Source organism: Acidisarcina polymorpha, assembly GCF_003330725.1.
Lineage (GTDB): Bacteria > Acidobacteriota > Terriglobia > Terriglobales > Acidobacteriaceae > Acidisarcina > Acidisarcina polymorpha.
Genome location: NZ_CP030841.1, coordinates 20,582 through 47,531, shown reverse-complemented (window position 1 = coordinate 47,531; position 26,950 = coordinate 20,582). Strand labels below are relative to the sequence as shown.

The following is a 26,950-nucleotide window of genomic DNA, read 5'->3' as shown; positions in this document are numbered from 1 at the left end:
GAATTCTCCGATTTCCACGAAAGAAGACCATGTAGAACCCCGGTGTGATCAACTCGACGCCCAACTCTTCGAAGGGAATACTTCGCTGATGAAGACTCTGTTCTTGTGCCAGCTGATGTCGCCGCTATTGTTCACTCGTCGCAGTGACCTGGCGTTGGTTAGTGGCGAATCCTCGGCCGGTGGGAGACGCGCTCGGGCGGCATGAGCGCGGCGTCGCTGTTGCCGGTCGTCGCGGAAGGGGCGGGAGACAGAGCTGCCGGCTCGAACTGGGGCGGTTGGTTGCGCTGGCTATTGTCGTCCTGCGACCCGCGCGCTTCGAGCCGCGCCCAGTGTTTCGCGTACTTGGCAAGAGATTCCAGTTGTTTGTCCGCCTGCGGTGTGTAGGCGCTGTCGGCCGTCCGCTGGGCGTAATACTCCCATTGATGATTGTGGTTGGCGTCGGCGGGGCGGCTACGCGGAGCGCCGTCAAGGATGGCCGCCTCGATAGCGCTCCGGTCGTGGTGGGTGGCCCTCATGCGGAGCGCGATCATACTGTCGAGCCGGGAGTAGTCGATGTCGCCTTTCTGACGGGCCAGAATGTCGTTGCGATGCACGTCGTAAACCTGGGAGAGGTCCTTGGCTTGCCCTGAGGAGACGGCGGCGTGACGCAGGCCTGCTTCTCGGGTGTGCTTTTCGGCCCGCTGGGTATAGTCGACGTCGATCGCGCGGGTCATTTCGAGCGCCTTGCCGTCTTCGCGGCGTTCGGCCTTGAGCAGACGAACCTCCGGATAACTGCCGTCCTCCCGCATATGCTTGGGTTTTCGGTTCTCAAAGCCGGGGGCACGGTGCGGATGGATGGCGCCGGAGAGCTTCGGGTCTCCGTACTCCCGATTGAGCTCGACGGTCAGGCGGTTCGCGACCTCGCGGTCGAAGGCCGTTCCCAGCTTGGGCAGGGTAAGGATGGCCTGATAATTGCCGGGACTGCTCTCGATCAGGGCGGCGGGCCTGTAGCCGTCCGCGATCAGCTTCGCGAATTTAGGTCGGTTAACGTCGTCGATCAGGATGTGGTGCTTGTTGTCTGAAAGGGGCGTGTAATAGATATTCTCGCCCCGACGCTGAAGGCGTTGCATCTCCGGGATGCGCTGGGCGATCTCCTCGGGCGTGAAGCCTCTGGTCACCCCGGTCTGCTTGTCCTTATCGAGGATGAAAATCTTGTTCTGGCCGTCGGGCAGCATCTTGATCGAGGTGACGCGGTAACGCTCGGCCTGCACGGCGTCGTGGTATTTCTCGAATTGCTGGAGTTCTAGAGAGACGGCGGTGCTTTGGAATTTTTGATTTGGGACTGCTTGGCTGGGCGTCTCAGCCGGTGCGGGCGGGGGGTGTCTTGGTGAATCCCGGACTGGGGTTTCCTGGTTCCTGGCCGCTGGGCTATCGGAGATGTAGAGATTGACTTCGCGGCCTTTTCGGGAGAGCACGGCGATCTCCCGGTCGACCGACGCGGTGTCGTGGGTGAAGAGTACTCGCTCCGGAGCTCCGGCCTTAACGCTCTCGATTGCGTAGCCATGTTCGATGTGGCGGGCCTGGTCGGCGGTGAGCTTGACGAGCGAACCTTTGTCGAGCCGTACTTCGAGATTGCTCGGGTCGATCGCCGTAACCGTCCCCAGTTCGCCTCTGCGGATGCCGAGGTCGGCATCCGTGCGGGTGAACTGGACGCGGTCGCCTTTGGCGATTTCGCGCTGCTCCTGACGAAAGACGGTACTCTCGGCGGTCATCGTTCTCGAAAGGTGCGGATCGTAGGTGGCCACATCTCCGCCTGGAGTTTGAACAGTCAGGGTGTTGTTTCTGGCGTCCACCGATAACACCGCCGCGATGCTGTTGTGCGGTATTCCGTCGATGGTCGGACTCGCTTGCCGGTACTGGATGACATCGCCGGGCGCGTACTGAGCGGCGATTCTAGGATCGCTCAGGGTTTTCTCGGCATGGACGATGAGAGCGACGCTGTCGGGCGCGACGCGCCCCTGGGATTGGAGGTCAGAGCGGATGAGCTGGTTCAGTTCTCGACGTTCGACACGGTCTGGGGCGACCACGACGGTACTGTCGGGCCGCTCGGCGTAGGCGAGGGCGACCGCCGCGATGCGATGGTTGGGATCGGCATACTGGTTGGTAGCGGCCGGCCAAGCGGCCTGTTTCGCCTCGGCCGTGTTTTGGCGGAAATCGACTGCGGCGGTCTTGCTGGTTTCAGTCGCCAGGCGCGTCCCCAGCGTTTCTCGGTCGTTGGTATAAATGCGGGCGTCGTCCGAAGCGCGCGAGATCGCGACATAGGCGAGCCGAGTATTGATGAGCGAACGGGAAGAGTTCGTGTCGATGTTCGCGATGACGCGGCCCTCGGTGAGTCCCTGGGAACTATGGGAAGTCACGGCATAGCCATGATCGAAGTGCCGCATCTTGGCGGGATCGAAGGAGACGACACGCTCCTCCTTGCCGTCGATCCGAACGGCGATCCCGGCGTCGTCGAGCCTGACAATGGTGCCAAGGTCGCGGTTGTTCACGGCAAGCGTTTTGTCGGCCGCGGTGAACTGAACACGGTCGCCGGTGGCGAATTCCCGCGTGATTTCCCGGTAAACGTTCGCGCCTCTCAGCCGCTTGGGATCGTAGGTGACGGCTTGCCCATCCTCGCGCTCAACCGTCAGAGTGTTGTCGCGGGCCTGGACGGAAACGACCCTGGCTGTTGTTTCCCGGTCGATGTCATAGAGCTTGCTGCCGCTCGTGTATTTGAGAATGTCGCCGGGTTGGTATCGGGCCGCCCACTCACGATCGGCTCCGGTCATATCGGAGCGGTGGGCGAGGATGCGGAATTCGCGGTCGTCGGTGGCGAGGGAGCCGGCCGACTGTAACTCGGTCCGGATCGCCTGGTTGATCGCCTGACGGCTGCGGTTGTCGGGGGAGACGACGATGGTGTTTTCGGGATTCGCCACGTAGTCTTGCGCAATCGCGCGGACGCGTTCGTTGCCGTCTTTGACTTCGGTGACGCGGCCTTGTTCTCCGAGAAGGCGTACGCCTTCGACGGTCTTTTCGGTCGCGAGAAGCTCGACAGCTTTGAGAAGCTCAGGGTCTTTCTGGCGCATGATTTGATCGAGCCGGGAGGTCCGCATTCCGGCGTCCTGCATCTGCTCGAAAGGCCGCCCGGCGTCGACGCCTTGATGCTGGCGGGTGTCGCCGATGACGAGGATGCGGTCCTGCGGGTGGATCTTGTCGAGAAAGGCGCGCATCTGTTTGGTGCTGGCAAGACTCGATTCGTCGAGTAGATAGAGATGTTGGCTGGCAGGATCACCCGCCGGCTGGCCCTGATTGCCTCGGGCGAGAAAGCTTTGGAGGGTCGTCGCGGCGATGCCGGCCTCGCGGAGCTGGGCGGCCGCCCTTGACGTGGGAGCGAAGCCAACAACTGAGTATCCTGCGCTTTCGGCGCCCTCGCGAATGCTTGAAAGCACGGTGGTTTTGCCCGTTCCGGCGAGCCCCTGCAGGCCGTGGATGCGGTCGGGAGAGGTGAGCACCTCCTGAATCGCGGCCCGCTGTGAGGTATTGAGGAAGGTCTTGCGGGAGGCATGTGCGGCGGCGTGTTCTTCATCCATCAGAGGATCGACGAGCTGCTGGCCGCGCATGACATGGGCCACGTTCGCGCGTTCACTGGCGATGGTCTCCGGGGTGGTGAACTTCCGTCCTGAATCGTATTTCTCACCCTCGATGCGGACAAAATCACCTCGGCTCCGGCGGCTCTCGAACTCGGCCCGAATCTGTGGGTAGGTGGTTTCGCCCATGCCGTGACGCAGCGCGTCCCGCATCAGTGCCCGCTCGTCAACGACCGCCTCGCGCTCGAAGTTGCTGCTCCGCGCGTAGGTGACCGCCTCTTTTGCCCGGATGGATTCCCTGGCGGTTTCGTCTGTCTGGGCTACGGGATTCTGGATGCGCTTCTGGGCGCGTTCTCGCGCCTCGGCCACAACTGTGGCGGCTTCATTGCCGAAGGACTCGGCGATCTCGCGATGGGCGGCAAGCACCTGTTCAGGCGTAAGAATTTGCTTGCTGTCGCGGGTCGCGTGGGCGGCGATCTGGGCCGCCTCCGCGCCGCTCTGGCCTGTCCGTTCGAGGTGATCTTTGATTTGTTGGGAGCGCGGACTTGAGGCGTCCAGATACTCCTGTGAGTAGCCCTTGATCTCGGGCGCTCCGCTCTTCCCCGGCTCGATCTCATATCCGAGATTGCGGAGCCGATAGGTGAGCGCGGACTGGTAGACGGCGGTCGCGAAGTTCTGCGAGTCGAAGAAGGCGCGCTCCTGGAGAGCGCGGGTCTGTTTCCCGCCTTCGAAGCCGTCCGCTCGCTCCGTCACATTGAAGATGACGGCGTGGGTGTGGAGCTGGGGTGCGGCATAGCCATCGACGGGTCGGGCGGTGTCATGCTCGAACTTTGCGGCAATAAATTGGCTGGTCGTTTCGGCGGGGTTGTTGCCGCCGATCCGCGCCTGTGTGTACCGTTCAAGCTCGGTAAGCGCGGCGGTGACCGCCTCCCGGTGGGCCTCCCTGACCCGCTCGTCGCCGCCTACGAGAGCGGTCAAGGAAACCGATTTCGGTGCGGAAAAGGTAGCGTCCCACCCGGCGCGGTGCTCGACCGCTTTGGTGGTCGAGCCGTCCGCGTTGGTGTACTCCTGGGCCTCGCGATGCTTGACCATCTGCTCGCCAGTCTGGGGATGGAGGCCTTCAGTGAGGCGGGCGAACTCCTCAGGGGTAACGGTTCCGCTCAGTCCCATCTTGGCCGCAAGCTGTCCCTGCCACTCGCCTGCGACCGCACCGTCCTGCTTGTAGTAGTTCGCCGCTTCCGAGGTAAATTCCAGCTTGTGATACGTCTGCGCCTGGCTCGAACTCAGCGCCTTGGAGATATTGAGCATTCTGGCTTCTCGCTTTGGCTATAGGTTGGCGCTGCGGTCGAGGGCCGGAGTAAACAACGGCAGAGGGCGCGGTTTGGGCGTGGGCGAAGGGACGGCCTGCGGCCCCGGAGTTGTAGATTCGGCGTCTTCCGGAGAGCGCTGCTCAAGGCGGCGGTCGAGGTCGGCCAGCAACTCGTCGAACTTTGCTTCCACTCCCTTGTCGATGAGTTCTTCGATGGATGGGGGCGTGGCGGCGACTGTCTCCTCCTCTACTGCCTCCTCTACCGTCTCGATCGTGTTCGGAACTTCTAAAGGCAGCGAAGGGAGCCACATATCTTCTTCAGGAATCTCCCGCGAGACCATCGATGGCGCGATGATTGCCCGGTCCATGCGGGGGAAGGAGAACCGCGTGACGTGGTTTCCCAACTTCATAAACGCATGGAGGTCTTCGAGACCCTCGATCTCCGACGCCATGACCAGCGGCTCGATCTGACGGTCCATGGTGAAGCTCTTTCCGGCCCGTTTACCGTCGGCGACCGTCTCCCGTACTCGTTCGATTTCGATCTCGCCGATCAGCTCGGAAGCCCACTTGGCCGCGTTCGGCTCCGAGGTCTTCATGATGATTTTGGTGGAGGGCATCGACAGCATGACCTCCGCCAGGTGTCCGTAGATCACTTCGAGCTGGGCCTTCCCTTGGTAGCCGAAGATGATCGGGTTGTCGCTCTTGCGGCCTTTGGTCAGAGCGGTGTGGAACTGCGGTAGCCGTTGCAGGGTGGCCAACTCGTCGATGACGAACCATGCCCGTTTTTGGCCGGGTTCGGGAAGGCTCAGAAGACGGAGGATGAGCAGGTCGATCCACAACGATTGGAGCGGGCGGAGCGCCTCTTGCTGGGCCTCCTGGGTGGAGGTGAGGAAGATCCAGCCCTCACGTTTCTCCGACCATTTGGTTGCGCTCCACTCCCGTCCTTTGGCCTGTTCGCTGGTCTTCAAAAGCCGCAGGCTGTCGGCGATCAAACCGAGCGATGCGAGGACACCGTTCCTCTGGTCGGGGGCATCTTTCGCGATCATTGCCGCTATTTCCGTGCCGGCGACGCGCTTGTCGATCTCGGTTTCATTCGACATCCACGCGACCAATTCATGCGGAGAGGGACGGTATTTCATCAGGTGCGCGAAGACCTTTTGCGGCGTGTCGGTGAAGAATTCGCCTTTCTTGTTGTCGGTCGGTTGATAGAGCGACGCGGCGATGGTCCGCGCCTCGGCCGGGTTTCGCAGCTCGCTCGAAGGCGTCCAATAGGGGCACCGCTCGTCGAAGGGATTGAGGATGAAATCGCCTCGGTCTTCCCGGTAAAACCTCTGCACGAACTCTCCGGCAGGGTCGTACACGATGGCCGATTCGCCCCGGTCTTCGATCTGTTCGAGCATCTTCATCAGCAAGGTCGATTTCCCTACGCCCGTGTCGCCCATGATTTGAATATGCTTTGCCTCGGCGCGTCTCGGCAGCCGGATGATGACGCCCTTCCTGGTTGTTACCAGACCGAGACCCTGGCCTTTCACCGCCCGGTTGAACTCCTTCGGCGTGTGCATCTCGGGGCCGCGAAGGAGCCGTCCGTACTTCATGCGTTTGCCGCGCTTTAGATCCCACGGAACTGCGAAACAAAGCATGAAGACCATCACCACGCCGCTTTCGATCAACGCGGCTTGATAGCTGCTCAGAAGGTCTTCTCCTCCGAAGATCGACGACTGAAGCCAGAGATGAAGAGTGGTGTCGGCGACCTTGCGCGCCGGCCCGCGAAAGAGCGTGGTGTATCCCTGCGCCTTAGCCACCGGAGACAGTTCTACGTCGAGTTGCTTGCCTTCGGGCAGCGTCATGGAGCCGGGAACGAAGTCGTCGGGAACGGCTACGCGGGGCGCTCGCTTCCCTCCCCCGAGATAAATGAGCCGGTACGATCCGTGCATGTTGAACTGGGCCCCGGCAGCCGTCTGGAGGAATGCTCCGGTGTAGTTCCGCGCGAGAAACGGCTTCATCGCATACATGCTGAAGAGCAGTGCGAGCGTGATCGGCACTGCGAGAATCAGCGTCGCGTAAGTGTAGATTGGAACTTGCGGCGGCCAGACGACCGTCTCTTTTCGTCCCCATTGCTGGGCCATTTGTCAGATCTCCTTCGGATCGTTTGTCGCGTACTGTTCCATCAATTCGAGCGCCTGTTTGTGCTTCGTCGTGCGCACTTTCGTGAGCATGTCGCTAAACATTTCTGCAGTCATCAGCTCGCCGCAGGCAATGTGCTGCAGCACAAGATTCAGAAGCATTCGTGTCGCGACGATCTCCGTGAAAAGAGGATCGCGCGGGCTTCGCCGCGCCTCCCGCAAGAGCACTTCGCGCGCCCATTCGCTAAGGGCCTTGCCATCCCTCTGCGCCGCTACTTGTAATTGGCTATATTCAGCCCCAGTCACCTTCGCGCTTGCTACATGCTTGCGTCCCGCCCGTCCTTGCGAACGGCGCAACCGGCTCTCGAAGTCCAGTGGCGCTCCTGTTTCAATCGGTTCCATTTGTTCCTTTGAAGCGGTAGACAATTGAAGACCGGAGGTCTACAACTGTCTACCGATTGCGTGTAAGTTGTTCTTGGGTAAAAGGTTGACTATTGTCTACTTTCTGCCGCTGCACACCACCCTGGAAGGGATGGAGTGTCGTCATTTCCATGTGCGAAGCACATCCTTTGATGTCCACCACAACCGCTGAAAGATTACCGCGCTGTTTCCTTACCAGCGAAGAGGCCGCAAAGCGGATGGAGAATAGGCCGCGTCGCATCTACTAATCCGCCGCAATAAGAGACGCTGGCTTCGGCCCGCGTTTCTTATTTGGCGAGCCGCTGGATGGCGTCTTGACGCGCAGCGCGGCGGGCGCTTTTGGGTTCGCCGCGCGATATTTCTGGAACTCAGAATCTCTTCCCAGCGCGTATTCGATGGCCTTGTTCACCACTTCATCGGCAGGCGCTTTCGCGAACGCGGCGTACTGGTCAACGGTTTGCACCGTTGACTCTTCAAGTGTGCAGAGCACGGTGAGTTTCTTGATGAGTTTGATATCGAGTAGTGGCATCTATCGGTCTCCTCCAGAGAGATTTGGGGTTGTGTTGCGTGGATGATTGGGCGCTTGTTGTCGCGCCCGGAGCGCTGCCGTTTAGTGCGCCGCAGCGGGGTTTGTCTCCGCGCGGTAATAGTCTTCGGTGAGGAAGGTTTGCGTCGGAAAGTCGTAGCCGTTGACGCCGATGAACTCGCGAACTCTGCGCCTGCCGGTCGAGTCGCGTTCGCAATAAAGAACGAAGTCGATAGCGTCGGCGGTCTCCGATCGTATGAAGCTGTGGTTGATATTGGGACGCGCACTCAACGCGAGATTCGAGAGGCGGCTCAATGCGTCCCACGCCGATTTCGCGTGTAAGGTAGTGAGCGTTCCGCCGTGTCCGGTGTTCATGGCTTGCAGCAGATCGTTCGCGCACTCGTCGCGTATCTCGCCGAAGATGATGCGATCGGGGCGATGGCGGAGGGCCGCCGCGAGCAACGCGCTCGGCGACACACGCGACTGTCCGGGAATAGGATCGACAACCTCCCAGCGAACAGCGTTCGGTTGCTTGACCTGGAGTTCCGCGACCTGTTCGATGACGATCAGCCGGTCGGTGAGCGGGACATGGTCGAGGATCGCTTTCATGAGCGTGGTTTTGCCCGATCCCGTACCGCCCGCAATGATGCCGTTCTTCTTCGCAAGCAGGAGCGAAACAATCTTGTCCCGGACAGCAGCGGGTAGACTTCCCTTCTCGATGAGCTGGTCAGTGGTGAACCATTGGTTGAATTTCCGGATGGTGAGTGTCGGGCCACCGATCGACGATGGAGAGCCCACGACTGCCACGCGCGAACCATCGGGCATACGCGTGTTGAGGATCGGATTTTGTTGCGTCAGATCCTGCCCGATCATGCGGGCGACGCGCTGGATGGCGGCCTCCAGTCGTTCGACGCTGTAAGTGTTGGTGAGCGGAATGTGCTCGACAACGCCTCCCCGGTCGGCATAGACGCCCCGCGTTCCATTGACCATCAAGTCGCTGATCGTCTTGTCGAGGATCAGCGCTTGCAATTCGTCCTCGAAGAAAGGAAGAACTTTCTCCCAGCCAGTCTCATCGGTGGCTGTTACGGTCGCGCTGTCGCTCACGGTTTCACCTCTGGCCGCGACGCGCGCGCGCCTTCCGGAGTCTGATCGACGGAGGCTCGGTTTTCATGGAACTCGGTGATTGTGAGTCCCAGCGGATTGATGGTCTCGTATTGCGGGTTGGTCCGCGCCTGGAGGCTCACCTGCGCGGGATTGAGATAGTAAGTCACCGAAGATATCCAGTGTTCGGTGCGAGGCTCGCGTGATTGTTCGGGCGAGTAGATGCGGTCGAAGTTGATCAGCGCCGTGCCTCGCGACACGACCGCTCCGGAGATACTCTCCTGCGACATCGACGTGATGGTGACGTTGTTGACCTGCACGTCGCTCTGCTCGATCTGGCCGGCGATCACCTGCGAGGTGAGATGGTTGCTGTTGTCGGCCAGGATGAGCTGCGAGGCGAGTGGACCCGAGAGGAAGTAGTAGTTCATCGGATATTTTTTTGCGATGGTTTGGCGATTGATGGTGTGGCGGTAATTCACCCAGTCGGTGAGGTAGGTGCGAATCTCACCCTCGCGCGGGCTGTAGCTCAGGTCGCTATATTGAATGGCCTGCGCTCGGCCTGCCTCGTCGATGCGAATGTAGCGATTGACAGCGGGACGGGCGGAGACATAGACCACCGCTCCGCCGAGGGCGAGCGAGAGCCCGGCGAGCGAGACGATGGCGAGCTTCGCAATGCGGCGCTCGTTGTAGTGCGCGGCGTAGACTTCGTTGGCGATCTCGTCAGCCTCCACTCGCTGTTTGGGCGTGAGGTGGCTAGTGGGACTGGCTATTTGCGCGGACATGTGTTTTCCTCGATGCCTTGAATATGTGGTAAGCGGTTGGGACGGTGAAGAAGAGACTTTCGATGGCGATTGCTAGAAACAGGAACCCGATGACGATCGCGACGGACTTTCCCACGCGCTGCGCCGGCGTGGGTTCGATTCGGACGTAAGTGACTGGTTTTTTCATGATCTGGTTACCGCGTAGGCTGCGACGCGCTCACCCATTTCGCCGATCTTGCCCGCCGCCCCCGCGCCTCCTCCGAAGATGATTTGTGTGATGGATGGAACGAGAACCATGTTAAGGATGAATGCGACGTAGATGGTCATGAACGGGACCAAGTTGGCAAGCCAGTTCGCGAGCGAGTAATTTCCCTCGAAGGTCTGCTGCATGAACCCGGTCAGAAATCCCGACCAGACGAAGATGAACGCCGCCGCGACGGCGCGGATCATGGCGAAACTCGCCAGCACCTCGACGAAGTGCAGAAACTTTCCCCGAAAGGTTTCAGTCATGTAGAGCGGAATCAGGACGGGACCGAAGAGGGCGGTGACGCCGTAGAAGATAAAGGCGCTGGAGTTGATGAGGAACAGGATGCCGGAGGCGAGGCCCATCAAGATCATGATGAGGAAATAAACGACGTATTGGTATATGGCCAGGCCGGTTGGCAAGGTGGTGTCCGATGCCGCGGTGTGCATTAATTGCAGGAGCTGGTTGAGCGAGTTCTGATCGAGGATCTGAGAGATGGCTCCGGCGATGTAGGAGAACATCCGATTGAATCCGAACGCTGCGCCGGGAAGGTTGTTGGTCCAGTAGTGCTCGATGACGCAGCAAAACAGGAGCCGGAAAAGAAACACTTTGAGTTCGTCGAGCGAGACGGGCCGATAGCCACCGAAATAGGCGGACCAGGGGCTCATGCGGATCGCCACCCCGATCAGCTTGAGGGTCGCGAGGAACGCCAGCAGGATCATTCCGAAGTTCGAGAGTGCGTCGCCGTTAGCAGTGGTGAGATCGGTGAGTTGCTGCGTTAACTGGTAGAGCCAGTCGATGGTTCCTACGGCGAGCAGCGTCGGGGCGGCGATATGCATGATAGTAGCCTCAGTAGTACTTCTTCCATGTGTCGCCTTCGTTGCCGGCAGACGCATGGCTCTTCTTCTTGAGTGTTTCTACTTGCTTGCGGAAATCTTCATCCTGCTTGCGTATCTCGGCTTCGCGTCGGGCTTGATCGGTGTGCTGCTTTTCGATCCGGAAAATGGCGGCGCTGATGATGGACAGCGCCGCGAGAATGGCGATCAGGAGCTTGGTGTCGATGGCTTTCAGCATGGGCCTCGCCTTGGATTTAGGTGGTGTTTAGTAGTAACTGGTCCACGTGCCGGATTCGTTGCCGGCGTAGGTGGGGTTCGATGACTGTTGGCTCTGAACGTACTGCGCGTCGTTCAAGGCCGCCGATTCGGCGTTGCGCTTGTCCATGTTGGCGACCGCCGCCTGCGCGGCCATGCAGGCGTGGATCTGGCCCTGGGCATGCTCTTCCTGCATCCTCTGCGCGTTCGCGACGTTGATGAGGTTTAGCTGTTCGAGTTCGCTGTTGGTGAAGGTCGTCGCGTCGAATTGCGACGTGCCGAGCGCGTTGTTGGCGGAAAGATTGGCCGTCCTTCCCGCGTTATAGGAGCCGACAGCGCCAAGGCATGCCGTGCTTGCCGCGTCCATCGCCTCGATGTGGGCGAGAGTCGAGAGCCGTTCGCTTGCTCCCACAGCTTGCTGCGCCCAAAAGCTCGACGAGGTGCCGTTAAGCGCGAGGTTCATGATTCTCCAGACCAGCGAAGGGTTTTGCGATTGGCCGTTCAACTGTGCTTGGAGTCCGCTGGTTTCCCCGTACGTGTTCTCGACCGAGGTGGCTAGGAGCGCGTTCTCGAGCGTGTGCCAGATTTGTTTGGAGTTGAAGTGGATCAGGTTGTTGTAAATCGTGTTGTAGGTGGTCACCGTCTGGTTGTAAGTCTTCAGAGCGGTACCGGCCATTTGGGTCTCGTTGATGATCTGTTTGATCGCGTGGGCCGATTGGGTTGGGTCGTAGACGATGCCGGAGCCGAACTGGGCGTGGGCTGGTACGGCTGCCACGAGAGTGCCGAAAAGAACGGCGATCCCGCTCCATGTTGCGGTGTTCGGTGGTGTCATGAACGCTTCTCCTTTTAGAGATTCGGGTTGACGCGGTGGTTTGCGTAGGAGGGAATGAGAATGTCTTTGCCGATGTAGACACGCGCGCGCGAGCCTTCTTTGAGCGTGATGATCGGCAGCCGATTGAGGAAATGGTCGAGTATCTGTTCGCCCTCGGCGCTGGTTTGCGACGAGAGTCCGTTGCGGATTTGGCTACTGGTGGTTAAGGAGCTGCCGGCGTTGCCGATTTGCGCGAGGCCTCCCAGTCCCCCGACGGCGGCGGCGGCGGCGAACGTCATTGCGTAGCCGTGGTCAACCTTGGTGGCAAGGCCGGTCGTTCCCAAAGGATCGAGGCCGGGATATTTGTCGAGATCGATCGAGAAACCGTCCGGGCAGACCGCGCGATGAAAGACGACCGCCAACTTGTGTTGTTGCTGACTGCCAACCGTCTGGACGGAGCCGATCAGCCGGGTTCCCTGAGGAAGAAGAAGCTGGCGGTGGTCGTGCGAGTAGTAGTCGGTCGTGAGCATAATCAGGACCGGGCCGGCCATGCCGCCGTCGGTATGGTTGGTGACGACGCCTTCAAGTACCGTGCCCTCGAAGATGCGGTAGAGTTGTCCGCCGTAGGCGTCGAAATCGTAGGCCGCCATCGGGTTTTTGTCTTTTTTGTCGCCCAGCCGAGGCCCTTGTTCTTCGGCGATGTCCTTTTCGGCGTCGCTGTCGCCTGCCGCCTGCGCGGGCGGGCCAGATCCTTTGTCTTCGCCTGCTTTATTTTCGTCGTGAACCGATACAGCCGACGCAGCCTCGGGCGTCTCGCGGATGGCAAAGTCGATGGCGACCGTGTCGCTGTTGAGCGCATCCTCGCGCTTTTTCGCGCGCTCCGCCGCCTGCTGTCTGGCCTGAGCTTCGAGCTCGGCTTGTCCGGAGGTCTGGCGCGGAGCATTCGGGCTTGCTCCGTAGATCGCAGCGCTCTGGGCGGGAGTCATGGGCAGGGACGGGTCTGCCTCTGGGCCGGGAGCGCCCTGGTCCTGCGCCCGCAAAGCAGCAAGGGCTTTTTGCATTTGCAGGTTGTCCTGGTCGTTCTTGGCGATCTGCTCCTGCTGTTTCTCGAATCCGCTCACTTGCTGCGGGTCGGCCGTCGAGGGCTTCGTCTGCATGGTGCTCTTCGCGGCTTCTTTTTTATGACCGGCAATGAGGTTGAACACCGTCGATATACCAATCAACAGGACTCCGCCCAAAAGCACGAGGACGATAGGAAGGGTTTTCTGGATCGGCGGTTTGGCGACGGGCTGCTGGGGAACGGTGTCCATTTAGTTGGCCTCCTCGCGGTGGAAATCAACCCTAGCTTTGCCGATCGCGACGTATCCGTTTTGAAGGAGCTTGGGGACGGTGTAGAGGCCGTTGGCGAAATCGAAATTGATGAGTGAGCCTTTTTTATCCTTCAGCTCGTAGACGACGGGCGGCTCCTCGAACTTGCCCTGGATGTAGGTGAATTTTCCGTCGTCCCATATCTGCCGGACTCCGAGTGCCTTGGCCTTTTTCTCGTCCCAGCTGTAATCGAAATGCAGGTTGCTGGGATAAGTGCTTTCGTATTGCTCCTTGGCGCGCTGTGCCGACGCTTTCTCGGCTTCGGCGGCGGCATGGGCGTCCGCGGCCTCCTTCTCGAGGATCTCTTCCTTCTCTTTCACCTCGGCGGCGGGAACGAAGACAGGCGCTTCCGCTTGTTTCTTCTGAGCTTCCGGGTCGGTCGCGGTCAGAAAGACGGTCGAGTCGAAGGAGGCGTCTGGGTCCCCGGATACCTCTTTGAGCTCAAGCGTGTAGTCGTTGCCGTGATCGGAGATGATGTGGACATTGGTGCTGCTCTTCGCGGCGGCCGCCTTGGGCTTGACGCTGATGAAGCGGCTGGCGACATGGCCCGCGTTGAATATCCAATCGTCAGTGTTGCCTCCGAAAACCGTGGCTACCTTTTCGCCGGGCGGTAGCTCGAGAAGCGTCGACTGGTTGAGACTCGTGCGGATGATCGGGGCGGCGGAGGCGTGATTTACCTCCACGGTTCGGGGTGCTTTGGGCTGGACGGCGGGCGGAGGGGTTGGCGTTTGTCCCCAAGCGCCGATCGTCGCCAGGACGCAAGTAGTGAGGATGAGCGGTCTTTGCATGGTGTTCTATCTCCCTGGTTGAAGGTCGGTCTTGGTGGATGTGGAGCGGTTCCCTGTTTGTCGGGGATCCCGGGGTCGTACTTACAAGCGATCGATTGGCCGCGCTGTTTCGTTCTGAAGACGGCGTAGCTGTTTGTCGTCTTCACTCATGGAATTGAACGCATCGATAATCAGAAAAGCGGAACCTAGAAATGGGGCGAGGCTAGCAATAAGAAGGAAAATCCCCAGGATGGCAGGCCGGATGGCGGCATGGGATACAACAGCCAGCGCTACGGAGGTGGTATGCATCATCATGGCGTCCATTTCCCTGGTGTTCTGTGTTGGTCTAGAAGCTCTCGTCTGGGGACAACGAAGGGTCTAATCTTTCCTGAAGCGTTTGGCCGCAATGTCGAATGGCTTGCATTGCTCCAGAAGCCTCGATGAGGTATCCAAGAACCAAAGCGCAGACCCCAATGGCGACGAGCGCCGTAATCAACCTAGCGACATCGGTTGCCATGCTGCGGTTGACAGCCGGCAGGTTCATCGAGGTCAGTCCTTTTGGGGGAGACGTTGTCCACCTGCGCGAGTCGGCAACGGCGGCGATGGTCGATCTCTTCATGCGACGTCTTCTCCTGCGGCAAATCGGGTGATTCCCTCTTGCAATCCCCACTTCTCGATGAGTCGTCCGCGCCGCGCCCTGTCTTTCGGTTTGGTCGAAAAGATCGCGTAGCTGCGCGGGTCGAGGTTAAGCGCGACCACCTTCGTCAACCCGTCGCGACGCATGTAAAGCGCCTCGCGCGGGCGTAGGCTCTCGAAGAGGTTGAGTTGCTGGTCGGTCATTTTGAACAATTCGCCGTAGAACTTTCGGTTGAAAGTGGCGTCGGGGAGCAACAGAAAAGACGTGCAGGAGTTGACTATCGAGTGGGCGTTCTCCCCAAGGTCGTTCGCCGACTGGCCGACCATGGTCACTCCACCCAGGTTCTTGCGGACCTGCTTGATGCTGGCCAGCGCACCTTCGAGGAGCTGCTTGTTCTTGAGGTTCGAGAAAATCTCCTCGATGACAACGTGCTTCGGGAGTCCGAGATTTTTGGGGTCGTAAACCACATCGTCGATCCGCCGAAGAAGCCAAATCATCAGTGGCTCGATCAGATCGGAATAGTCTTTGGCGACGCCGGCGAAGTCCCAACACTGGATCCGCGAAAGGCTGAGCGAGTCTTCGACGTTGTCGAAGATCGCGTTATAGACGCCTTTGCCGACCCACTTCGCGAGATAGCGGTTGAGGTGTTTGGGTAAAAGCAGGTTCGAGAGTCGGCGGTTTTTCGGGTCGAGCAGGTACATGCTCTGGACCTCTTTGAAGACCACATCCTCGTCCTCGGGATTTAGTAAGGCACCGCCATTGGTAAGCAGCAGCTTGATGAAGTTGTAAAGAAACTTGAGGTTCTTCTCAGTCGGCTCGAGCGCGAAGGGATTGACGCGCGGGCCGTCCAGTCCGATCCGGTCCACCCTTCCCCCGTATAGCTCGACCATGCTCTCGTAGGAGTTGCCGATGTCGAAGATGTAGGTGAAGCCGTTGTACTTGCGTTCAAGCGAAATCATCTGGTTGACGTGGACCGACTTCCCTGCACCGGGAGGGCCGATCGCTAGCATGACCCGAACGCCGTTGACGTAAACGTCCTGAAAGAACGGAGTCCCCTGCCGGGTCTCGAAGACGTTGAGATATTCGTCGTTATTCAGATCTTCGGATACCGGATGACCAATGCTGGGGGCGAACACCGGCGACAGTCGGGCGTGATGGTCTTCGCCTAACCAAAGGGGAAAGACGTTAAATTTGGTGTTGCCGGGGAACATCGCGTAGAAGGCAGAGAGATTGCCGAGAGTCTCCTCGATCACGGTGGCCTGGGCCTCGACGAAGATTCGATGAACCACCGGCGCATTGTCCTGTAATTCCTCCGGAGAGCACGCCGAGAGCAGCAGCCGCAGGGAGTATTCTCCTTGTGCCTTTTTGTCGAGTTCCCTGACGACCAGGCCAAGATCATCAACGCCCGCGGAGGCGGCCTTCGCGCCCGCGCCCTGGTCGAGAGCGGCGAAGTTTCTGCCCGCGATCAGCCGCTGGAAGAGACCTACCTTAAAAAAATCGATGAAGGTTTCCTGCGCTCCAATCTCTTTTCTCACCGTGGCTCGAGACTTCGGCCGCCACGTCGAACAGAGGACACTGTCGCAGTCAAGCGTCGTCACCGCGCCGGAGAACAGGCAGGGCTGCGAGGCAAGCGGAGCGCTGGTCATGGTGAACATTTGCACATAGCGTTTGCCCACCCGAAGGCGGTCCGTTCCCCAGGAGACGGGGCTAGCTGCGATCTGCCTATCCACTCCGGTGTCGGCATGGAGCCGGGTCTTGCCGGCCCATTCTTCGAGGTTGAAGAGCTCCGCGAAGAACTGGAATGATGGCTCTTTCTCGATGAGCCGGAGGCCGATGGCCGGGCCGAGATGCGCTTCGAGGATCGAGGCGGCCTTCTGCAATTCCGCCAGCAGTCGACCGTTGTCGGTCGCCTGCTCATTCGGTTTTGCTTTGAAAGGATTGGCGCGTTTTGGCTCGAAGGTGAGGCACCAATGGAGATCGATGCGCCGGAACTTTGCCGTCTTGTCTAGGAACGAGAGCCGGTCCTCGACGAACGATTGGGTCATGGGATCCGCATAACGGTCCTTGCGCGGGATCGCGAAACCTTTCTTGATCCGCATGTACTGGTAGAGACAGGAGCCTTCCGGCAGACCGCGCAGCCCGCCTTCGACGGCGCGAAGTTTCGCCTCAAGCTCCTGATCAGTAAGGCCCTCTTCGTCCACGCCGGAAAGCTCGAAGAGGCATCCATAGCCGCCTGTTTTGGTGGCGAAAATAGCCGGTCCGACGAAGCGGGAGACTGGGACGATGCTGTTGGCGGCGCGGGCGTCAGCGAACCAGCGGTTAGTCTTTGCGGGGATCATAGTAGCTCCCTTGGTGGAAGCTGAGGCTCCACAGCTCAAACATTTTGGGGTGCTTCCGCACGATCAGCGAGCACGCGCCCGTGATGCTGAGAAAGCTGAAAAGGGAGAAGAAATAGAACCGAAGCAGGAGAGCCAGGATCGACACAATGACGATGCCGATCCAGATGGGCAGGCTCAGTCCGAGTTTTGCTTTGGGCTTGTTAAGCGCCTGGTTGATCGCCAGTGGCTCTCCCCGCTTCGAGGTTTGCATAGTTAGGCGACCGTTCCGGCGACGTGCACGAGGAGCATCGATACGGTCTGACCGGTGAGCGAGGCGACCCAGCCCGGCCCGAAGCCGATGACGATGCCTGCTAACAAGGCTCCGGCGATGCCGATGAAGCCTTGCGCAATGTTCCGGCCCATGAACTGGAACACAGCGAAGACGATGCTGATGATCAGCGCGATAGCGCCGCCGAGTTTTACAGTTGTCTCGACAGCGGTCATCGCAGTAGTCACACCGCTTAAATCGACGGTGCCCTGCGCGTGGGCCGCGGTGGTTACGGCTGCGGCAATAAGGAAGGGGACGAGGGTGCGCGCGGCCAGTTTCACTCGCTGCGGGGTGAAGGTTTGCGCGGCGGTGGTCGCGAGGCGGGAATGATTGTTTTTCTTCAAGGTGTCTCCTATGTCCTGCGTTGGTGAATGTTGCTGATTGAGGCTGGGCCATGCGCTGTTCTTGCATGAGTTTTTGTGGGGTTCCCGGAAGATGCTGCGATTGGCTCGTTTAAGCAAACGCGCGTGTCATATGCGCGTAATTACTCTCCAAGAATCACCTCCTTCCAGGATGAGTTAATTTAAAACACTTTGCAACGTAAGCACTCATTGTGTACATGTTGATTTGTACGTTTCAACTTAGTCGGAGAATACACGCGCTTGCGGTGCAACGCAAGTAGGTTTCGGGAAAGTTTCTTGCAATGCGAAAGAGACTCTGCCTCTCTCGCGCTCTCACCGGGATTTATCGAACTCGGTGCTATCGCGCGCATGAAGTGCATATGGGGTATGCCAGATTCCGGTGGACAGAACGAAAATCCATGGCAACATCAGAGACGGTCAATGGTGGACATTCGCATGACGCGTGCGCTCGTCGTCGGCGCACGGGCTGGCCTTCGCGAGCGATTCGTGGAATCTTGCCATAAGGGGCGGGTAATCGGTTATTTGTAGCAAAGCCGACGCGACGTGCATTGATCCAGTGTTCTGTTTCTGGCTTAGGCTTATAAGGGCGGTAGGAAAAGAGATGTCCTTCGATCCGGAGTTGGAAGAATTCAAGCGCCTCGATCTGCGCGAATATGCGGCGGATCAGGGATACGCGCTAGATCGCAAGCAAAGCTGGCGCGGCTCCGCCGTCATGCGCAGCCGCGCGGGCGACAAGATCGTTATCAAGCTCGGGGCGGACGGGCATTACGTTTATTTTTCGGTTCGTGACGACCAGGATCACGGCTCGATCATCGATTTCATCAAGAACCGCAAGCAAGTGAACCTCGGCGGCATCCGCAAGGAGCTGCGCGCCTGGTCCGGCCGCCCGACCCCTTCCCTTCTCTCTTTCTCCAAGATGGAAGTCACCTCGAAGGATCGCCAGGCGGTCGAGCGGCGCTTCTACACGATGCAGATAGCTAACCGGCATCCCTATCTCGAAGACACCCGCAAGATTCCGACCGGAGTACTCAGCGCGCCGCGCTTCGCCGGTCGGATCAGGATCGATGCAAAAAGAAATGCTGTCTTCCCGCACTTCGACGCCGGCGGCCTTTCCGGCTATGAAATAAAAAATCGCGAGTTCACCGGCTTCGCGGCCGGCGGAGAAAAAGGCCTTTGGATGAGCCACTCTCACGACGGCGATCGTCGCCTAGTCTTCGCGGAAAGTGCCATCGATGCTCTAAGCCATGCGGCGCTGTTTCCGGACGAGCACACACGTTACGCCAGCATCGGCGGCAAGCTGAACCCGCAACAGCCTGGCTTGATCCGTTCTGAAATCGCCAAGTTGCCGAACGGCTCCGAAGTCGTCAGCGCCGTGGATAACGATGCCGACGGTGCTCAAATCGCCGCGATCATCGAAATGGCCGTCACCGAAAGCGGCCGCGAGGATCTCATCTATCGCGCACATTTCCCTCCGCTGCCGATCAAGGACTGGAATGATGTTTTGCGGCAAAGCCGTCAATCTTCTTTTCCTGCTGCCCGTTTTTGAATGGTTAAGTGTTGAGGCAGAAATGTGGCGGGGGTAGATGTGTTGTCTTGTCTCGGTTCAAGGGCATGGCTTTACACGGGTACGACTGTTTGGGTTAAGGGCAGAGCGTGGGTTTCATACTGCCCGTCAGGTGCTTTTGAGTATTCTGAAGGGCTTTTCCACAGGAACGGCTGGGATTAAATAATGATTATAGGGGATTAAAAGAGGATTACCTGCGGCGCGACTAACTTGTAAATCATTGATTAATAAGCGGATACGCGCCTATTTTAATACACCATGGTCGGGTTAAATGCTCACTTTGGTCGGGTCGTATGCTCACTCTGGTCGGGTCAAATGCTCCACCCAGTCGGGTCAAATGCTCCAGATCGACGATCTGTTGAAAACTCCTTTGAAAGAATCATTTAGCGGGCAGTCGGGTGAAATGCTCACCCGCATGAGCACAACGATTTCACTGTTCGGTCGGGTGAAATGCTCGCTTCGAGGTGAAACAAAGACAGAATTCGGGCGAATTGAAAAGTGGCGGTCGGGTGAAATGCTCACCTACTGACGGCGATTCTTCCTTTTCAAATCTTTGAGCAAGCCGGGAAGCAAATCACTTACAGCGACCATTCCTCCCCCTCTTTGCCCGTTTGAAGCTGCCAGCTGCGCTTGGCGTTTAGCGGCCTTCCGTGCCAAATGCCGGCCTTGGGCTTCGCTCGGCGGTCGCTTGAGGATCACAAGGTCGCCATCCCACGAAAACTCCCAGCCAATAGCTGTTTCCATGGCGGCGAAAGCGCGCTTTAATTCGACTTTAAAATGCTTCAGAAGCTTCGTTGGGCTACCGGACTTCTCCTGCAGATAGGCCGCACTGACTGGAAACGGCTGTGCGTGCGTCGAGAAATAGCTGTGCAGCCATTGCGCGAGCGGCTTGCCCATCAAAGCCATACGTTCATCCCACTCGATCTGTGTCCAAGTTGCCGGCATGAACAGTGTCTGAATTTCCTTGGCGAATGTCACCTTATAAAGCTTCGTCGTCGTTTCCCGTACATAGGACGCGACCAGGCTGCCGCTAAAAATGTAGCGGCGGCCGCTGACCTCGAATTCCAGATCAAGGCTGCCGCGGCGAAGGCGGTCAAGGCTTTCGTCCAAGTCTTCGTAATTCAGGTTGTTGCGCGAACGGCCAATGCTCTTCAAAAACTCGGCGCCGGTGAAGCGGCATTCCGTATCGAGAAGATCGCGCCTGGCGCGGTGTAGCGCCTCGAAAAATACATCGGCGTCGTACTGATTAAATTGCACGCCTGAATACTTGATCTTGATGCCGTCCTGAGCGGCGATTGTTACGCCCTCTGGCTTCTTCTCCGGGCGCGTCTGTGTGCCGAGAATTTGGCGCTTCTTGCTGGCTATGCCGGCGAAGAGCGCTGATCGCAGAATGGCGTTCGGACCGCCACGTACCCGCTCCGGCCATAACGGAAGCTGCGGGCCTCTCGAAGGTCGGTTCTCGATGGTCATGCCGCGCCCTTCCCCTTCCCTTCCCTTTTCTTTATTCCCCGCTGCCCGCTCCTATGCAATCGCCCTGCCCCGCGCTTCGTCGCCCTTTTGCGCGTAAGCGTCGAAGGTATCAGAGACAATGTCAAATGCTCGTCTCGCTGCGTTGCGGGTCGGCGTCGACGGATTGTCGAGCGACGCGTCCAGGAGTTCTTTTGCTGAATTCACGAAGAAAAGAGGCGATGTGACAACACGCCGCGGGAAAGCAAGCGAAAGAGCTTCGAACAGCCCTCTTGCCACCTGTCGAGCTTTGTCATTGGTGGGCCATGCACATGGCCACGCCAACGCATTAGGGTACGCATGAAGGTCGCGCGTTACGGCCTCAAGATCCTCCTCGCTATCCCGGAACGGCAGGATGACAAGATCAACATGGCGCGCCATCTCCGCGTCAAAGGCGGGGCGGTTGCCGCCGCCGTCGATAATCCACCAGCCGTTTCGGTGGGCGTCGATCGCGCCAAGGATTTTTGCAAGGTCGTTAGGGTCACGCCCGTCGAGAACACTGTACGGCCGGCCTTCCTCTTTTAGCCGGCGGTCTGGATCGGTAAGGACATAGGCTGCGGGCTGCTTGTGCAGAATTGCGCCGAGACAGACCAGGTGCGAAGTCGTCGTTTTGGTCGCGCCGCCTTTTCGGCCGCCGAAATAAACACTGTGGCTCATGCGTTCGTACCCGCATTCTCTAGCCTATCGAGCATGACCTGTTGAACGGTGACACCGCGCCCGGTCGCCTTGGTTCTCCGCACCGCTTCTTCGTCGTAATGCTCGAACAAGGGTTCTGGAACGCGCAGGAATACGGCGACGGTACTACGGTTTGAGGCCCTGCGAGGCCTCCGCGCTGCTGCCGAAGATTTTCCTTGCGTTGCCGGGGCCGGATCTGGATCATCTGCAGCCGAGGCAACGGCTGGAGCAGAAACAACAAGCGGGGTTGTCGCCGCGTTTGCTAGACGGCTGGCAAGTTCTGCAACGTCTTTGGGTTTCTTCATCTCGCGCTCCTAATGTGGCTATATGGCTATGTGGCTAGCCGCATAGCCATATTATCTCGATAGCCTGAATAGAAGCTAGCATCATTGCAGGCAATCGGACTAGCAATGTAGCAGGATAGCCAAACCAGTAAACAGCATGTCGAATGGCTAGCCACATAGCCTCGCCACTTTTTTATGTTTTTTTGTTCTTAATCTCGCGCTCCTAAATATGGCCATACGGCTTATGCGGCTAGCCGCATAGCGGACTATCTGGATAGCTCAAAGAGGTGCTAGCATCATTGCTGGCCATCCGGCTAGCGATATAGCAAGCTAGCCGCGCTAGTAAACGGCAAATCGGATGGCTAGCCACATAGCTTGCTTGCCACTCATTACATGGTCCCCGGAGAGGATCTGCCCTAAATCGCGCCGAGATCAAAGCAGAGGGTTTTCGGTAGGGAGTGGTGGGTCGCCCGCCAGACCGCTCACGGGATGATCCTGGGGCAAACATAAGGGCGGGGGGGGTGTCTTTCGGGGTTTTGCGGGGTTCTCCCGCAGAGGGGCTGGCGGGGGACGGTGGTTTTGTGCCCGGCTGGAGACAGGGGGTAGGGCTCCCCCGCCTTCTCTTGCTTTGCTGTTGTTTAGCCTTAGGGCGAGACTTTAGTCTTCGATGGGTAATCCCCGTGTGGCTCGCAAGTGAATCTTCAGCTCATCGCGAAGCTTCTTATCGCGTTTCAGCACACGGAAGAACGCCGTCAGAATGTCGATCATGAGCAAATTAACGCTCATATCGTGCTCGTCGGCGGCCTGCTTGATCGCAGCTCGTGCCGTCGCGCCTATGTAGATCTGCTGGGGGGGAGAGAGGGTGAGTTCAGTGGCATTCTTGGTGGAATGAAAAGGGATGGAATCGAGGTCAACATTGCGTAGAGCGAAAATGATAACTCTGGCCATGTCTCCCCGGGCGTGACCCTGCTCGATGAGTTCGTCTTTTAACCCTTGGGGAAGTCTCAAGATCAACGCTCTGCTTTTCGGAGTCCAGCGCTGTCCGTCGCGATTTACATTCTTGGTGATTTTTTTGACTGTCAAGGGACCGAGTTTGCCCGCCAATGCGCCCTTTCCTTTTGTTAGCCAGTGGCATGTTTAGGCTCCGCACTAGCATATCCCGGGAAATCCCTTGAAAGAAGGGGCTTTTGGTTGTTTGGGGCTGGAGGTCTTGACTGCGGCGGTTTATTTGGTACCCTGTGGTTACTTTCGAGGCCGCAGCGTTGGTCTCTCGGATTACTTTTGAGGAGTTACCTCGTTCAAATAATTGGTTTGAGAGCAGAAATGAACGGGATTAAGCTTTTATTCGACCCTAATTTTATGGTCTGGGAGCTGTGCGATGCGAAGCAGTATTGGCCCGTTCATGCGGAAAGCAGCGTTCGTCTCGATGTTGTGTCTCGCGGCCTCGCCTTATTTGTCTGCTGCGAATGTGGTGAAGCCGGCCGCCGTAGGGGGTACAAACCCAAGACCCGGTAGGGGCGCCAGCCAGGTGACTAAGGGCAGTGAGGTGAGTACGACAGATGAGATTATGACCTGGCTACGGGTTGCGATGTCGGTGTTCGGATTGTGAATGTTGTGAAGTCGGGGGCCGCGAAGAGGGAGTGGAGAGCGGACTAGGGACGCTTGATTACGCATTGTGGGTAGCGGGTTTCGTGGGCCATGCAGTGCTTTTGGCGACGCTGCTAGTGCGCGGGGGGCGTGGACGTTTCGCGTCTTTACGGCGCGCGTGTTGTATCAGTTGGTCGGAACGATCGCCTTGTACTATACCCATCGAAGTTGGGGCGGCTCGGTGTATGCGCGAGCATATTGGGTGTTTGCCGGCGGCGACTACTTATTGCAGGTGGGTATTCTTGTTGAGCTCGCGACGGTCCTTACACGATCGGCAGGGGTCTGGTTTAAGCGGGGCTTGCGAGAATCGTTTTTGTTCGCGGGCGCTGGAATGGTTGCGGCCGCCATTGTGGCGCAAGCTATTTCGCCGCCGAACGAGTCGGGACTGTATCTCTGGTCGATTCGTGCCGACATTTTCATGTCGATGGTGACATGTGAGATCTTTCTGGCCATGGCGCTGGTGCTGAATCGTCAGCGGCGGCCGTGGAGAAGGGAAGCGATCGCTATTGGACAAGGGCTGACAGTGTGGGCGCTTGTTGTCCTGGCGGGGCAGATCGCGCAATTGGCGATGGGATGGCCGCACGACATGGTGATCTTTGACCACATCGGCAAATTTTTGTACCTCGGAACCTTGCTGTACTGGACGGTGACATTCGCGCGGCCAACAGTCGAACCGTCGTTTACAAGACAGGAGATCGAGGATCGCGCCAGCGAGTTGCGTGAACGGCTACTTTATGGGAAGCGGGTCTGAGTGCGGGTCATGATTCTGTTGGCGGTCTGTGTACTAATCCTCGGTATTCTGTCGATGGGATTCGTGATTACGCGAATGAGCCTGGCGAGGTACTCGTCGATGTCGTGGCGGGCGTTGATGGAGAGCTTGCAGGATGTGGACGTGGATGGAATAGATGCTCTCTCGCGAGAGTACCTACGTCCGCAAGAAACCGTGCAAACTCTATCTGAAAGTGAAAAACTTCGTCTGATCGGCGGGACATCAGGTTTGGCCCGGATGCGTCATAACGTAGACGTGATGATGGCGATGGCATCGCAAGCAGAGGCGTTGGACCCGGAGAGTGCGGCGGAAGCCGGGGAGTTGATGCGGCGGGACGCGAACAAGATCAAGAGCGCGATCGTCGGCCAAGGGCTTGGTCGAACCATAGGGTATGGTAGACGCCGTGTGGGGTCTTACCTTGCAGAGGCCTGCGCGGCGTATATCCTGATATGCCAGAGACTTGTTGGGATTTATGAGCGGGTTCATAGTATCCGGGCCGAGTATTTGAGACAAGCGACAGATTCGAGAGGGCGTCGAGTGGTGGAGTTTAAGGCGAGTCCGAGGGGAACGGTAGATTCAGAGCGAGAGCGTTTGGTATGACGTGGGATAGCGGAAGGCAGGGAACGGGAAGATCTTCAGGTAAGGAAACGGTTGCCTTACGTCCCCGGTTGATCGCTGAGGCGGACATGCAGCTGCGTGATCGGATTCGCCGCTATGGCGAACTCGCGGAGCTGGTGGTGCTTATTTTGAAATCAGTGGATTTGACGACGATACCCGTTCTTGAGCTGACATCCGACATACGGAGCCTTGCTCAAACGACGATCGAGCTGCCAGCCGCTTTGCATCGGCGGCTCAAGCAGATAGCAGCGGCGCGCGGGACATCGATGAACGCAATGGTGAACAGCGCGGTGTTGGAGTACGGAAAGAAGAAGAAGAAATGATTTCGGTGCATGAGTGGCGTCGATTTTTCCGTTTGAGTTGAGGTAGGCAACTCATGCGAAGAAAATGTTTTTTGATAAAAAGCATCCGCCTCAGGTAGAGCGTAGTGGCCATTTGCATCTCGGTGGGATAATTATCCCACCGAGATGAGATGACTTGTAGTTCGTTGGAAAGGTTGCTCTTCGGTTTTGTTCAACAACCTTTGGGAAAGAGGTGTTTCACAATGGCAGCAGCGCTTCCGCAAAAGGGGTTGGCACGTTGGAGCTCTGATGTGTTCGGTCCCGAGCCGGGACTATCGCTTGGCGAACAAGTTCATCCAGTGAAGGTTAGCGTTCTTCCTGTAGGTCTCTGTATTGAATTGTTGGATACCCACGAGTGTCTGCCTATCCCATGGGAGGAGGTATACAAGGCGGCTGTTCGCCGGCATTGGCAGAACGCCCGCCGGGAAAGCTCGTTCAAGTCTTCCGACGGAGAGCCGGAGTTTGAAGGAAATAACACTGAGCAAACAAGAAGGATGGCATCTTGAGGGGCGAAAGAGGCTCTGCCTCTCTCGCGCTTTCACCGGAATTTATCGCTTTCGTGTCCATGCTGGCGACAGGAATAAACGCCCAAATTGGGCATTTTCTGTGACGGGGGCAAAGCTGGCCTGGGTTTGCTACGCAGTTGAGAACCTTCGGCTGATGATCTAGCTTGAAGAGCCCCAGGGAAGCCAGGCCTAGCACGAGGTAATACAGAGGCAGGGTGTAGATGAAGGTCAGATAATCGCTGGCAACGCTGTACGGGTATGGAGCACGGAGAGTTTTGGCAGTTGTTAAACTTTGGAGGTGGGCTTCGCCCCTCCTCGCTCATCCACAAAAGATGTCGTAACCAGTAGTGCTGGCCGTACTTTGTGTTCTTGTCGCGATGCTCAACGTGGATCAGCTCGTGTGAGATCTCCGAGGCTTTCAGCTCGGGCGACAACAGTTTCGTTGAATTGAGCATGATGATGTTGGTGTTGACGGGATTGGCAGAAATCTCCCGACCGAACGCGCATTGGAAGGTCGGCCCATCGAGGGTGACGATCGGCACGGTATGCGTCTGGAGATAGGCGAAGCCTTCAGGATCGGCCCGCTGCAGCGCTGCGGCGCCAGCCGCGGTACTGGTGTCGAGGAGGGGCAGGGAAGACTGCGTCGAAGGGTCGATGGCCCTAATCCGGCCTCCAATTTCTCAACCACTCGGCATCCTCGCGCTCGGCTTGGTCCTCGTCATGGGCAGCTTGGGATTGAGGTGCGAACAGATCCTGGTAGAGGGAAAACCGGTTGTTGAGGGCGATTCCGGTTGCGAGCAGGCGTTCGGCGAGCTCCTCGATGGTGGCGAACTCGACGACAAGCTGGTTTGGGGAACCCAGCTCGAGGGTCACGCTTTCCGGCAGCCCGACGGCATAGGCCTCCCGTTGCTCAGAAGACAGCGTCCGTGGCGCGAGCAAAATGCTCGGACGGCGGAGCAGGGAAGCGTCGGCAGCGAGCAAGGACTGGGTAAAGCGTTCTTTGCGGGCCAGCTCGACCTCCGTCTCCTTCGCCTGGGCTTGGAGGAAGGCGATGAGCTTCTCGCGTGGCAGAATCCAACGACCGGTACGGAGCCGAATCGGGCCGATCTCTTTCATTAGTGAGAGGGTGGCACGGCGCTTGAGGGCGAAGACTTGAGCAATCGCCTCGCGATCCAAGTGCTCTGCGGGCCAGTCTTCGACTGCTGCGACGATCGAGCGGATTCGCGGGAGCCAGCTGCGCGGGAAGGGCATAAGCGATTAAGGAAGAGG

General features: G+C 58.4%; 27 protein-coding genes. 5 read left to right on the top strand and 22 right to left on the bottom strand.

Translation table 11 applies throughout. The features are described from left to right. Positions 1–158: 158 nt before the first annotated feature. From mobF to ACPOL_RS30660, 17 genes are all read right to left on the bottom strand, one after another. Positions 159–4,913 (bottom strand): MobF family relaxase, encoded by a 4,755-nt coding sequence (gene mobF, locus ACPOL_RS30735; protein WP_236657600.1) that lies wholly within the window; start codon positions 4,911–4,913, stop codon positions 159–161. Between the two features lie 18 nt (positions 4,914–4,931). Then, positions 4,932–7,040, bottom strand: coding sequence for a type IV secretion system DNA-binding domain-containing protein (locus ACPOL_RS30730; RefSeq protein ID WP_114211196.1), 2,109 nt, complete (start codon positions 7,038–7,040; stop codon positions 4,932–4,934). A 3-nt stretch (positions 7,041–7,043) separates the two neighbouring features. After that, a complete protein-coding gene (locus ACPOL_RS30725; RefSeq protein ID WP_114211195.1) occupies positions 7,044–7,439 on the bottom strand; it encodes a hypothetical protein in 396 nt (131 codons plus the stop codon). 262 nt (positions 7,440–7,701) lie between these two features. Further along, positions 7,702–7,986, bottom strand: coding sequence for a hypothetical protein (locus tag ACPOL_RS30720; RefSeq protein ID WP_114211194.1), 285 nt, complete (start codon positions 7,984–7,986; stop codon positions 7,702–7,704). A gap of 81 nt (positions 7,987–8,067) precedes the next feature. Next, positions 8,068–9,087, bottom strand: coding sequence for a TadA family conjugal transfer-associated ATPase (locus tag ACPOL_RS30715; protein ID WP_236657599.1), 1,020 nt, complete (start codon positions 9,085–9,087; stop codon positions 8,068–8,070). Continuing rightward, positions 9,084–9,866, bottom strand: a complete 783-nt coding sequence (locus ACPOL_RS30710) for a VirB8/TrbF family protein (RefSeq protein WP_114211193.1) — start codon at positions 9,864–9,866, stop codon at positions 9,084–9,086. The genes ACPOL_RS30715 and ACPOL_RS30710 overlap by 4 nt, the downstream gene beginning before the upstream one ends. Next, positions 9,838–10,032 carry a hypothetical protein gene (locus ACPOL_RS33310; RefSeq protein ID WP_150133202.1) on the bottom strand — a complete coding sequence of 65 codons (195 nt, stop codon included), beginning with the start codon at positions 10,030–10,032 and terminating at the stop codon, positions 9,838–9,840. The genes ACPOL_RS30710 and ACPOL_RS33310 overlap by 29 nt, the downstream gene beginning before the upstream one ends. Continuing rightward, on the bottom strand, positions 10,029–10,928 hold the full coding sequence (locus tag ACPOL_RS30705; RefSeq protein WP_114211192.1) for a hypothetical protein: 900 nt from the start codon (positions 10,926–10,928) through the stop codon (positions 10,029–10,031). Before ACPOL_RS30705 ends, ACPOL_RS33310 begins: the two co-directional genes overlap by 4 nt. Positions 10,929–10,938: 10 nt before the next feature. Then, a complete protein-coding gene (locus ACPOL_RS30700) occupies positions 10,939–11,163 on the bottom strand; it encodes a hypothetical protein (protein ID WP_114211191.1) in 225 nt (74 codons plus the stop codon). A gap of 27 nt (positions 11,164–11,190) precedes the next feature. After that, the gene (locus tag ACPOL_RS30695; RefSeq protein ID WP_114211190.1) at positions 11,191–12,012 is read right to left on the bottom strand and encodes a hypothetical protein; all 822 of its coding nucleotides are present in this window, start codon (positions 12,010–12,012) and stop codon (positions 11,191–11,193) included. 14 nt (positions 12,013–12,026) lie between these two features. Then, complete coding sequence (locus ACPOL_RS30690; protein ID WP_114211189.1) at positions 12,027–13,301, bottom strand: TraB/TrbI/VirB10 family type IV secretion system protein; 1,275 nt, start codon at positions 13,299–13,301, stop codon at positions 12,027–12,029. Then, a complete protein-coding gene (locus tag ACPOL_RS30685) occupies positions 13,302–14,147 on the bottom strand; it encodes a TrbG/VirB9 family P-type conjugative transfer protein (protein ID WP_114211188.1) in 846 nt (281 codons plus the stop codon). Between the two features lie 81 nt (positions 14,148–14,228). Next, positions 14,229–14,441 (bottom strand): hypothetical protein, encoded by a 213-nt coding sequence (locus tag ACPOL_RS30680; RefSeq protein ID WP_150133201.1) that lies wholly within the window; start codon positions 14,439–14,441, stop codon positions 14,229–14,231. 31 nt (positions 14,442–14,472) lie between these two features. After that, a complete protein-coding gene (locus tag ACPOL_RS30675; protein WP_114211186.1) occupies positions 14,473–14,745 on the bottom strand; it encodes a hypothetical protein in 273 nt (90 codons plus the stop codon). After that, on the bottom strand, positions 14,742–17,102 hold the full coding sequence (locus ACPOL_RS30670) for a VirB4 family type IV secretion system protein (RefSeq protein ID WP_114211185.1): 2,361 nt from the start codon (positions 17,100–17,102) through the stop codon (positions 14,742–14,744). The genes ACPOL_RS30675 and ACPOL_RS30670 overlap by 4 nt, the downstream gene beginning before the upstream one ends. Continuing rightward, entirely contained in the window at positions 17,083–17,352 is a 270-nt protein-coding gene (locus ACPOL_RS30665; RefSeq protein WP_114211184.1) for a VirB3 family type IV secretion system protein, read from the bottom strand. Before ACPOL_RS30665 ends, ACPOL_RS30670 begins: the two co-directional genes overlap by 20 nt. A 2-nt stretch (positions 17,353–17,354) precedes the next feature. Next, positions 17,355–17,753: a hypothetical protein gene (locus ACPOL_RS30660; RefSeq protein WP_150133200.1), complete on the bottom strand. Its 399-nt coding sequence runs from the start codon at positions 17,751–17,753 to the stop codon at positions 17,355–17,357. A gap of 619 nt (positions 17,754–18,372) precedes the next feature. Here ACPOL_RS30660 and ACPOL_RS30655 point away from each other — a divergent pair. After that, on the top strand, positions 18,373–19,317 hold the full coding sequence (locus tag ACPOL_RS30655; RefSeq protein ID WP_114211182.1) for a DUF3991 and TOPRIM domain-containing protein: 945 nt from the start codon (positions 18,373–18,375) through the stop codon (positions 19,315–19,317). A 540-nt stretch (positions 19,318–19,857) separates the two neighbouring features. Here the strand turns inward: ACPOL_RS30655 and trfA are convergent. The 4 genes from trfA to ACPOL_RS30635 form a co-directional block, all read right to left on the bottom strand. Next, entirely contained in the window at positions 19,858–20,805 is a 948-nt protein-coding gene (gene trfA, locus ACPOL_RS30650; RefSeq protein WP_114211181.1) for a plasmid replication initiator TrfA, read from the bottom strand. A 51-nt stretch (positions 20,806–20,856) separates the two neighbouring features. Beyond that, on the bottom strand, positions 20,857–21,498 hold the full coding sequence (locus ACPOL_RS30645; protein ID WP_114211180.1) for a hypothetical protein: 642 nt from the start codon (positions 21,496–21,498) through the stop codon (positions 20,857–20,859). Next, positions 21,495–21,821 carry a hypothetical protein gene (locus ACPOL_RS30640; protein WP_114211179.1) on the bottom strand — a complete coding sequence of 109 codons (327 nt, stop codon included), beginning with the start codon at positions 21,819–21,821 and terminating at the stop codon, positions 21,495–21,497. Before ACPOL_RS30640 ends, ACPOL_RS30645 begins: the two co-directional genes overlap by 4 nt. A 636-nt stretch (positions 21,822–22,457) precedes the next feature. Next, a complete protein-coding gene (locus ACPOL_RS30635) occupies positions 22,458–22,748 on the bottom strand; it encodes a hypothetical protein (protein WP_150133199.1) in 291 nt (96 codons plus the stop codon). Positions 22,749–23,178: 430 nt separating this feature from the next. On the opposite strand from ACPOL_RS30635, the gene ACPOL_RS30630 reads away from it, so the two are divergent. The 4 genes from ACPOL_RS30630 to ACPOL_RS30615 all read left to right on the top strand — a co-directional run bounded on the left by ACPOL_RS30630 (position 23,179) and on the right by ACPOL_RS30615 (position 25,157). Then, the gene (locus ACPOL_RS30630) at positions 23,179–23,409 is read left to right on the top strand and encodes a hypothetical protein (protein WP_114211177.1); all 231 of its coding nucleotides are present in this window, start codon (positions 23,179–23,181) and stop codon (positions 23,407–23,409) included. Between the two features lie 159 nt (positions 23,410–23,568). Beyond that, positions 23,569–24,198: a hypothetical protein gene (locus ACPOL_RS30625; RefSeq protein WP_114211176.1), complete on the top strand. Its 630-nt coding sequence runs from the start codon at positions 23,569–23,571 to the stop codon at positions 24,196–24,198. Positions 24,199–24,207: 9 nt separating this feature from the next. Next, a complete protein-coding gene (locus ACPOL_RS30620) occupies positions 24,208–24,816 on the top strand; it encodes a hypothetical protein (protein ID WP_150133198.1) in 609 nt (202 codons plus the stop codon). Continuing rightward, a complete protein-coding gene (locus ACPOL_RS30615) occupies positions 24,813–25,157 on the top strand; it encodes a condensation domain-containing protein (protein ID WP_150133197.1) in 345 nt (114 codons plus the stop codon). Before ACPOL_RS30620 ends, ACPOL_RS30615 begins: the two co-directional genes overlap by 4 nt. Positions 25,158–26,341: 1,184 nt before the next feature. Here the strand turns inward: ACPOL_RS30615 and ACPOL_RS30610 are convergent. Continuing rightward, a complete protein-coding gene (locus ACPOL_RS30610; RefSeq protein ID WP_114211173.1) occupies positions 26,342–26,932 on the bottom strand; it encodes a hypothetical protein in 591 nt (196 codons plus the stop codon). Between the last annotated feature and the right edge of the window lie 18 nt (positions 26,933–26,950).

Excerpts from the sequence above, each read along its gene's own strand:
- mobF (WP_236657600.1), bottom strand. The coding sequence starts at position 4,913 with ATGCTCAATATCTCCAAGGCGCTGAGTTCGAGCCAGGCGCAGACGTAT.
- ACPOL_RS30730 (WP_114211196.1), bottom strand. The coding sequence starts at position 7,040 with ATGGCCCAGCAATGGGGACGAAAAGAGACGGTCGTCTGGCCGCCGCAA.
- ACPOL_RS30725 (WP_114211195.1), bottom strand. The coding sequence starts at position 7,439 with ATGGAACCGATTGAAACAGGAGCGCCACTGGACTTCGAGAGCCGGTTG.
- ACPOL_RS30720 (WP_114211194.1), bottom strand. The coding sequence starts at position 7,986 with ATGCCACTACTCGATATCAAACTCATCAAGAAACTCACCGTGCTCTGC.
- ACPOL_RS30710 (WP_114211193.1), bottom strand. The coding sequence starts at position 9,866 with ATGTCCGCGCAAATAGCCAGTCCCACTAGCCACCTCACGCCCAAACAG.
- ACPOL_RS33310 (WP_150133202.1), bottom strand. The coding sequence starts at position 10,032 with ATGAAAAAACCAGTCACTTACGTCCGAATCGAACCCACGCCGGCGCAG.
- ACPOL_RS30705 (WP_114211192.1), bottom strand. The coding sequence starts at position 10,928 with ATGCATATCGCCGCCCCGACGCTGCTCGCCGTAGGAACCATCGACTGG.
- ACPOL_RS30700 (WP_114211191.1), bottom strand. The coding sequence starts at position 11,163 with ATGCTGAAAGCCATCGACACCAAGCTCCTGATCGCCATTCTCGCGGCG.
- ACPOL_RS30695 (WP_114211190.1), bottom strand. The coding sequence starts at position 12,012 with ATGACACCACCGAACACCGCAACATGGAGCGGGATCGCCGTTCTTTTC.
- ACPOL_RS30690 (WP_114211189.1), bottom strand. The coding sequence starts at position 13,301 with ATGGACACCGTTCCCCAGCAGCCCGTCGCCAAACCGCCGATCCAGAAA.
- ACPOL_RS30685 (WP_114211188.1), bottom strand. The coding sequence starts at position 14,147 with ATGCAAAGACCGCTCATCCTCACTACTTGCGTCCTGGCGACGATCGGC.
- ACPOL_RS30680 (WP_150133201.1), bottom strand. The coding sequence starts at position 14,441 with ATGATGATGCATACCACCTCCGTAGCGCTGGCTGTTGTATCCCATGCC.
- ACPOL_RS30675 (WP_114211186.1), bottom strand. The coding sequence starts at position 14,745 with ATGAAGAGATCGACCATCGCCGCCGTTGCCGACTCGCGCAGGTGGACA.
- ACPOL_RS30670 (WP_114211185.1), bottom strand. The coding sequence starts at position 17,102 with ATGATCCCCGCAAAGACTAACCGCTGGTTCGCTGACGCCCGCGCCGCC.
- ACPOL_RS30665 (WP_114211184.1), bottom strand. The coding sequence starts at position 17,352 with ATGCAAACCTCGAAGCGGGGAGAGCCACTGGCGATCAACCAGGCGCTT.
- ACPOL_RS30655 (WP_114211182.1), top strand. The coding sequence starts at position 18,373 with ATGTCCTTCGATCCGGAGTTGGAAGAATTCAAGCGCCTCGATCTGCGC.
- trfA (WP_114211181.1), bottom strand. The coding sequence starts at position 20,805 with ATGACCATCGAGAACCGACCTTCGAGAGGCCCGCAGCTTCCGTTATGG.
- ACPOL_RS30645 (WP_114211180.1), bottom strand. The coding sequence starts at position 21,498 with ATGAGCCACAGTGTTTATTTCGGCGGCCGAAAAGGCGGCGCGACCAAA.
- ACPOL_RS30640 (WP_114211179.1), bottom strand. The coding sequence starts at position 21,821 with ATGAAGAAACCCAAAGACGTTGCAGAACTTGCCAGCCGTCTAGCAAAC.
- ACPOL_RS30635 (WP_150133199.1), bottom strand. The coding sequence starts at position 22,748 with ATGGCCAGAGTTATCATTTTCGCTCTACGCAATGTTGACCTCGATTCC.
- ACPOL_RS30630 (WP_114211177.1), top strand. The coding sequence starts at position 23,179 with ATGCGAAGCAGTATTGGCCCGTTCATGCGGAAAGCAGCGTTCGTCTCG.
- ACPOL_RS30620 (WP_150133198.1), top strand. The coding sequence starts at position 24,208 with ATGATTCTGTTGGCGGTCTGTGTACTAATCCTCGGTATTCTGTCGATG.
- ACPOL_RS30615 (WP_150133197.1), top strand. The coding sequence starts at position 24,813 with ATGACGTGGGATAGCGGAAGGCAGGGAACGGGAAGATCTTCAGGTAAG.
- ACPOL_RS30610 (WP_114211173.1), bottom strand. The coding sequence starts at position 26,932 with ATGCCCTTCCCGCGCAGCTGGCTCCCGCGAATCCGCTCGATCGTCGCA.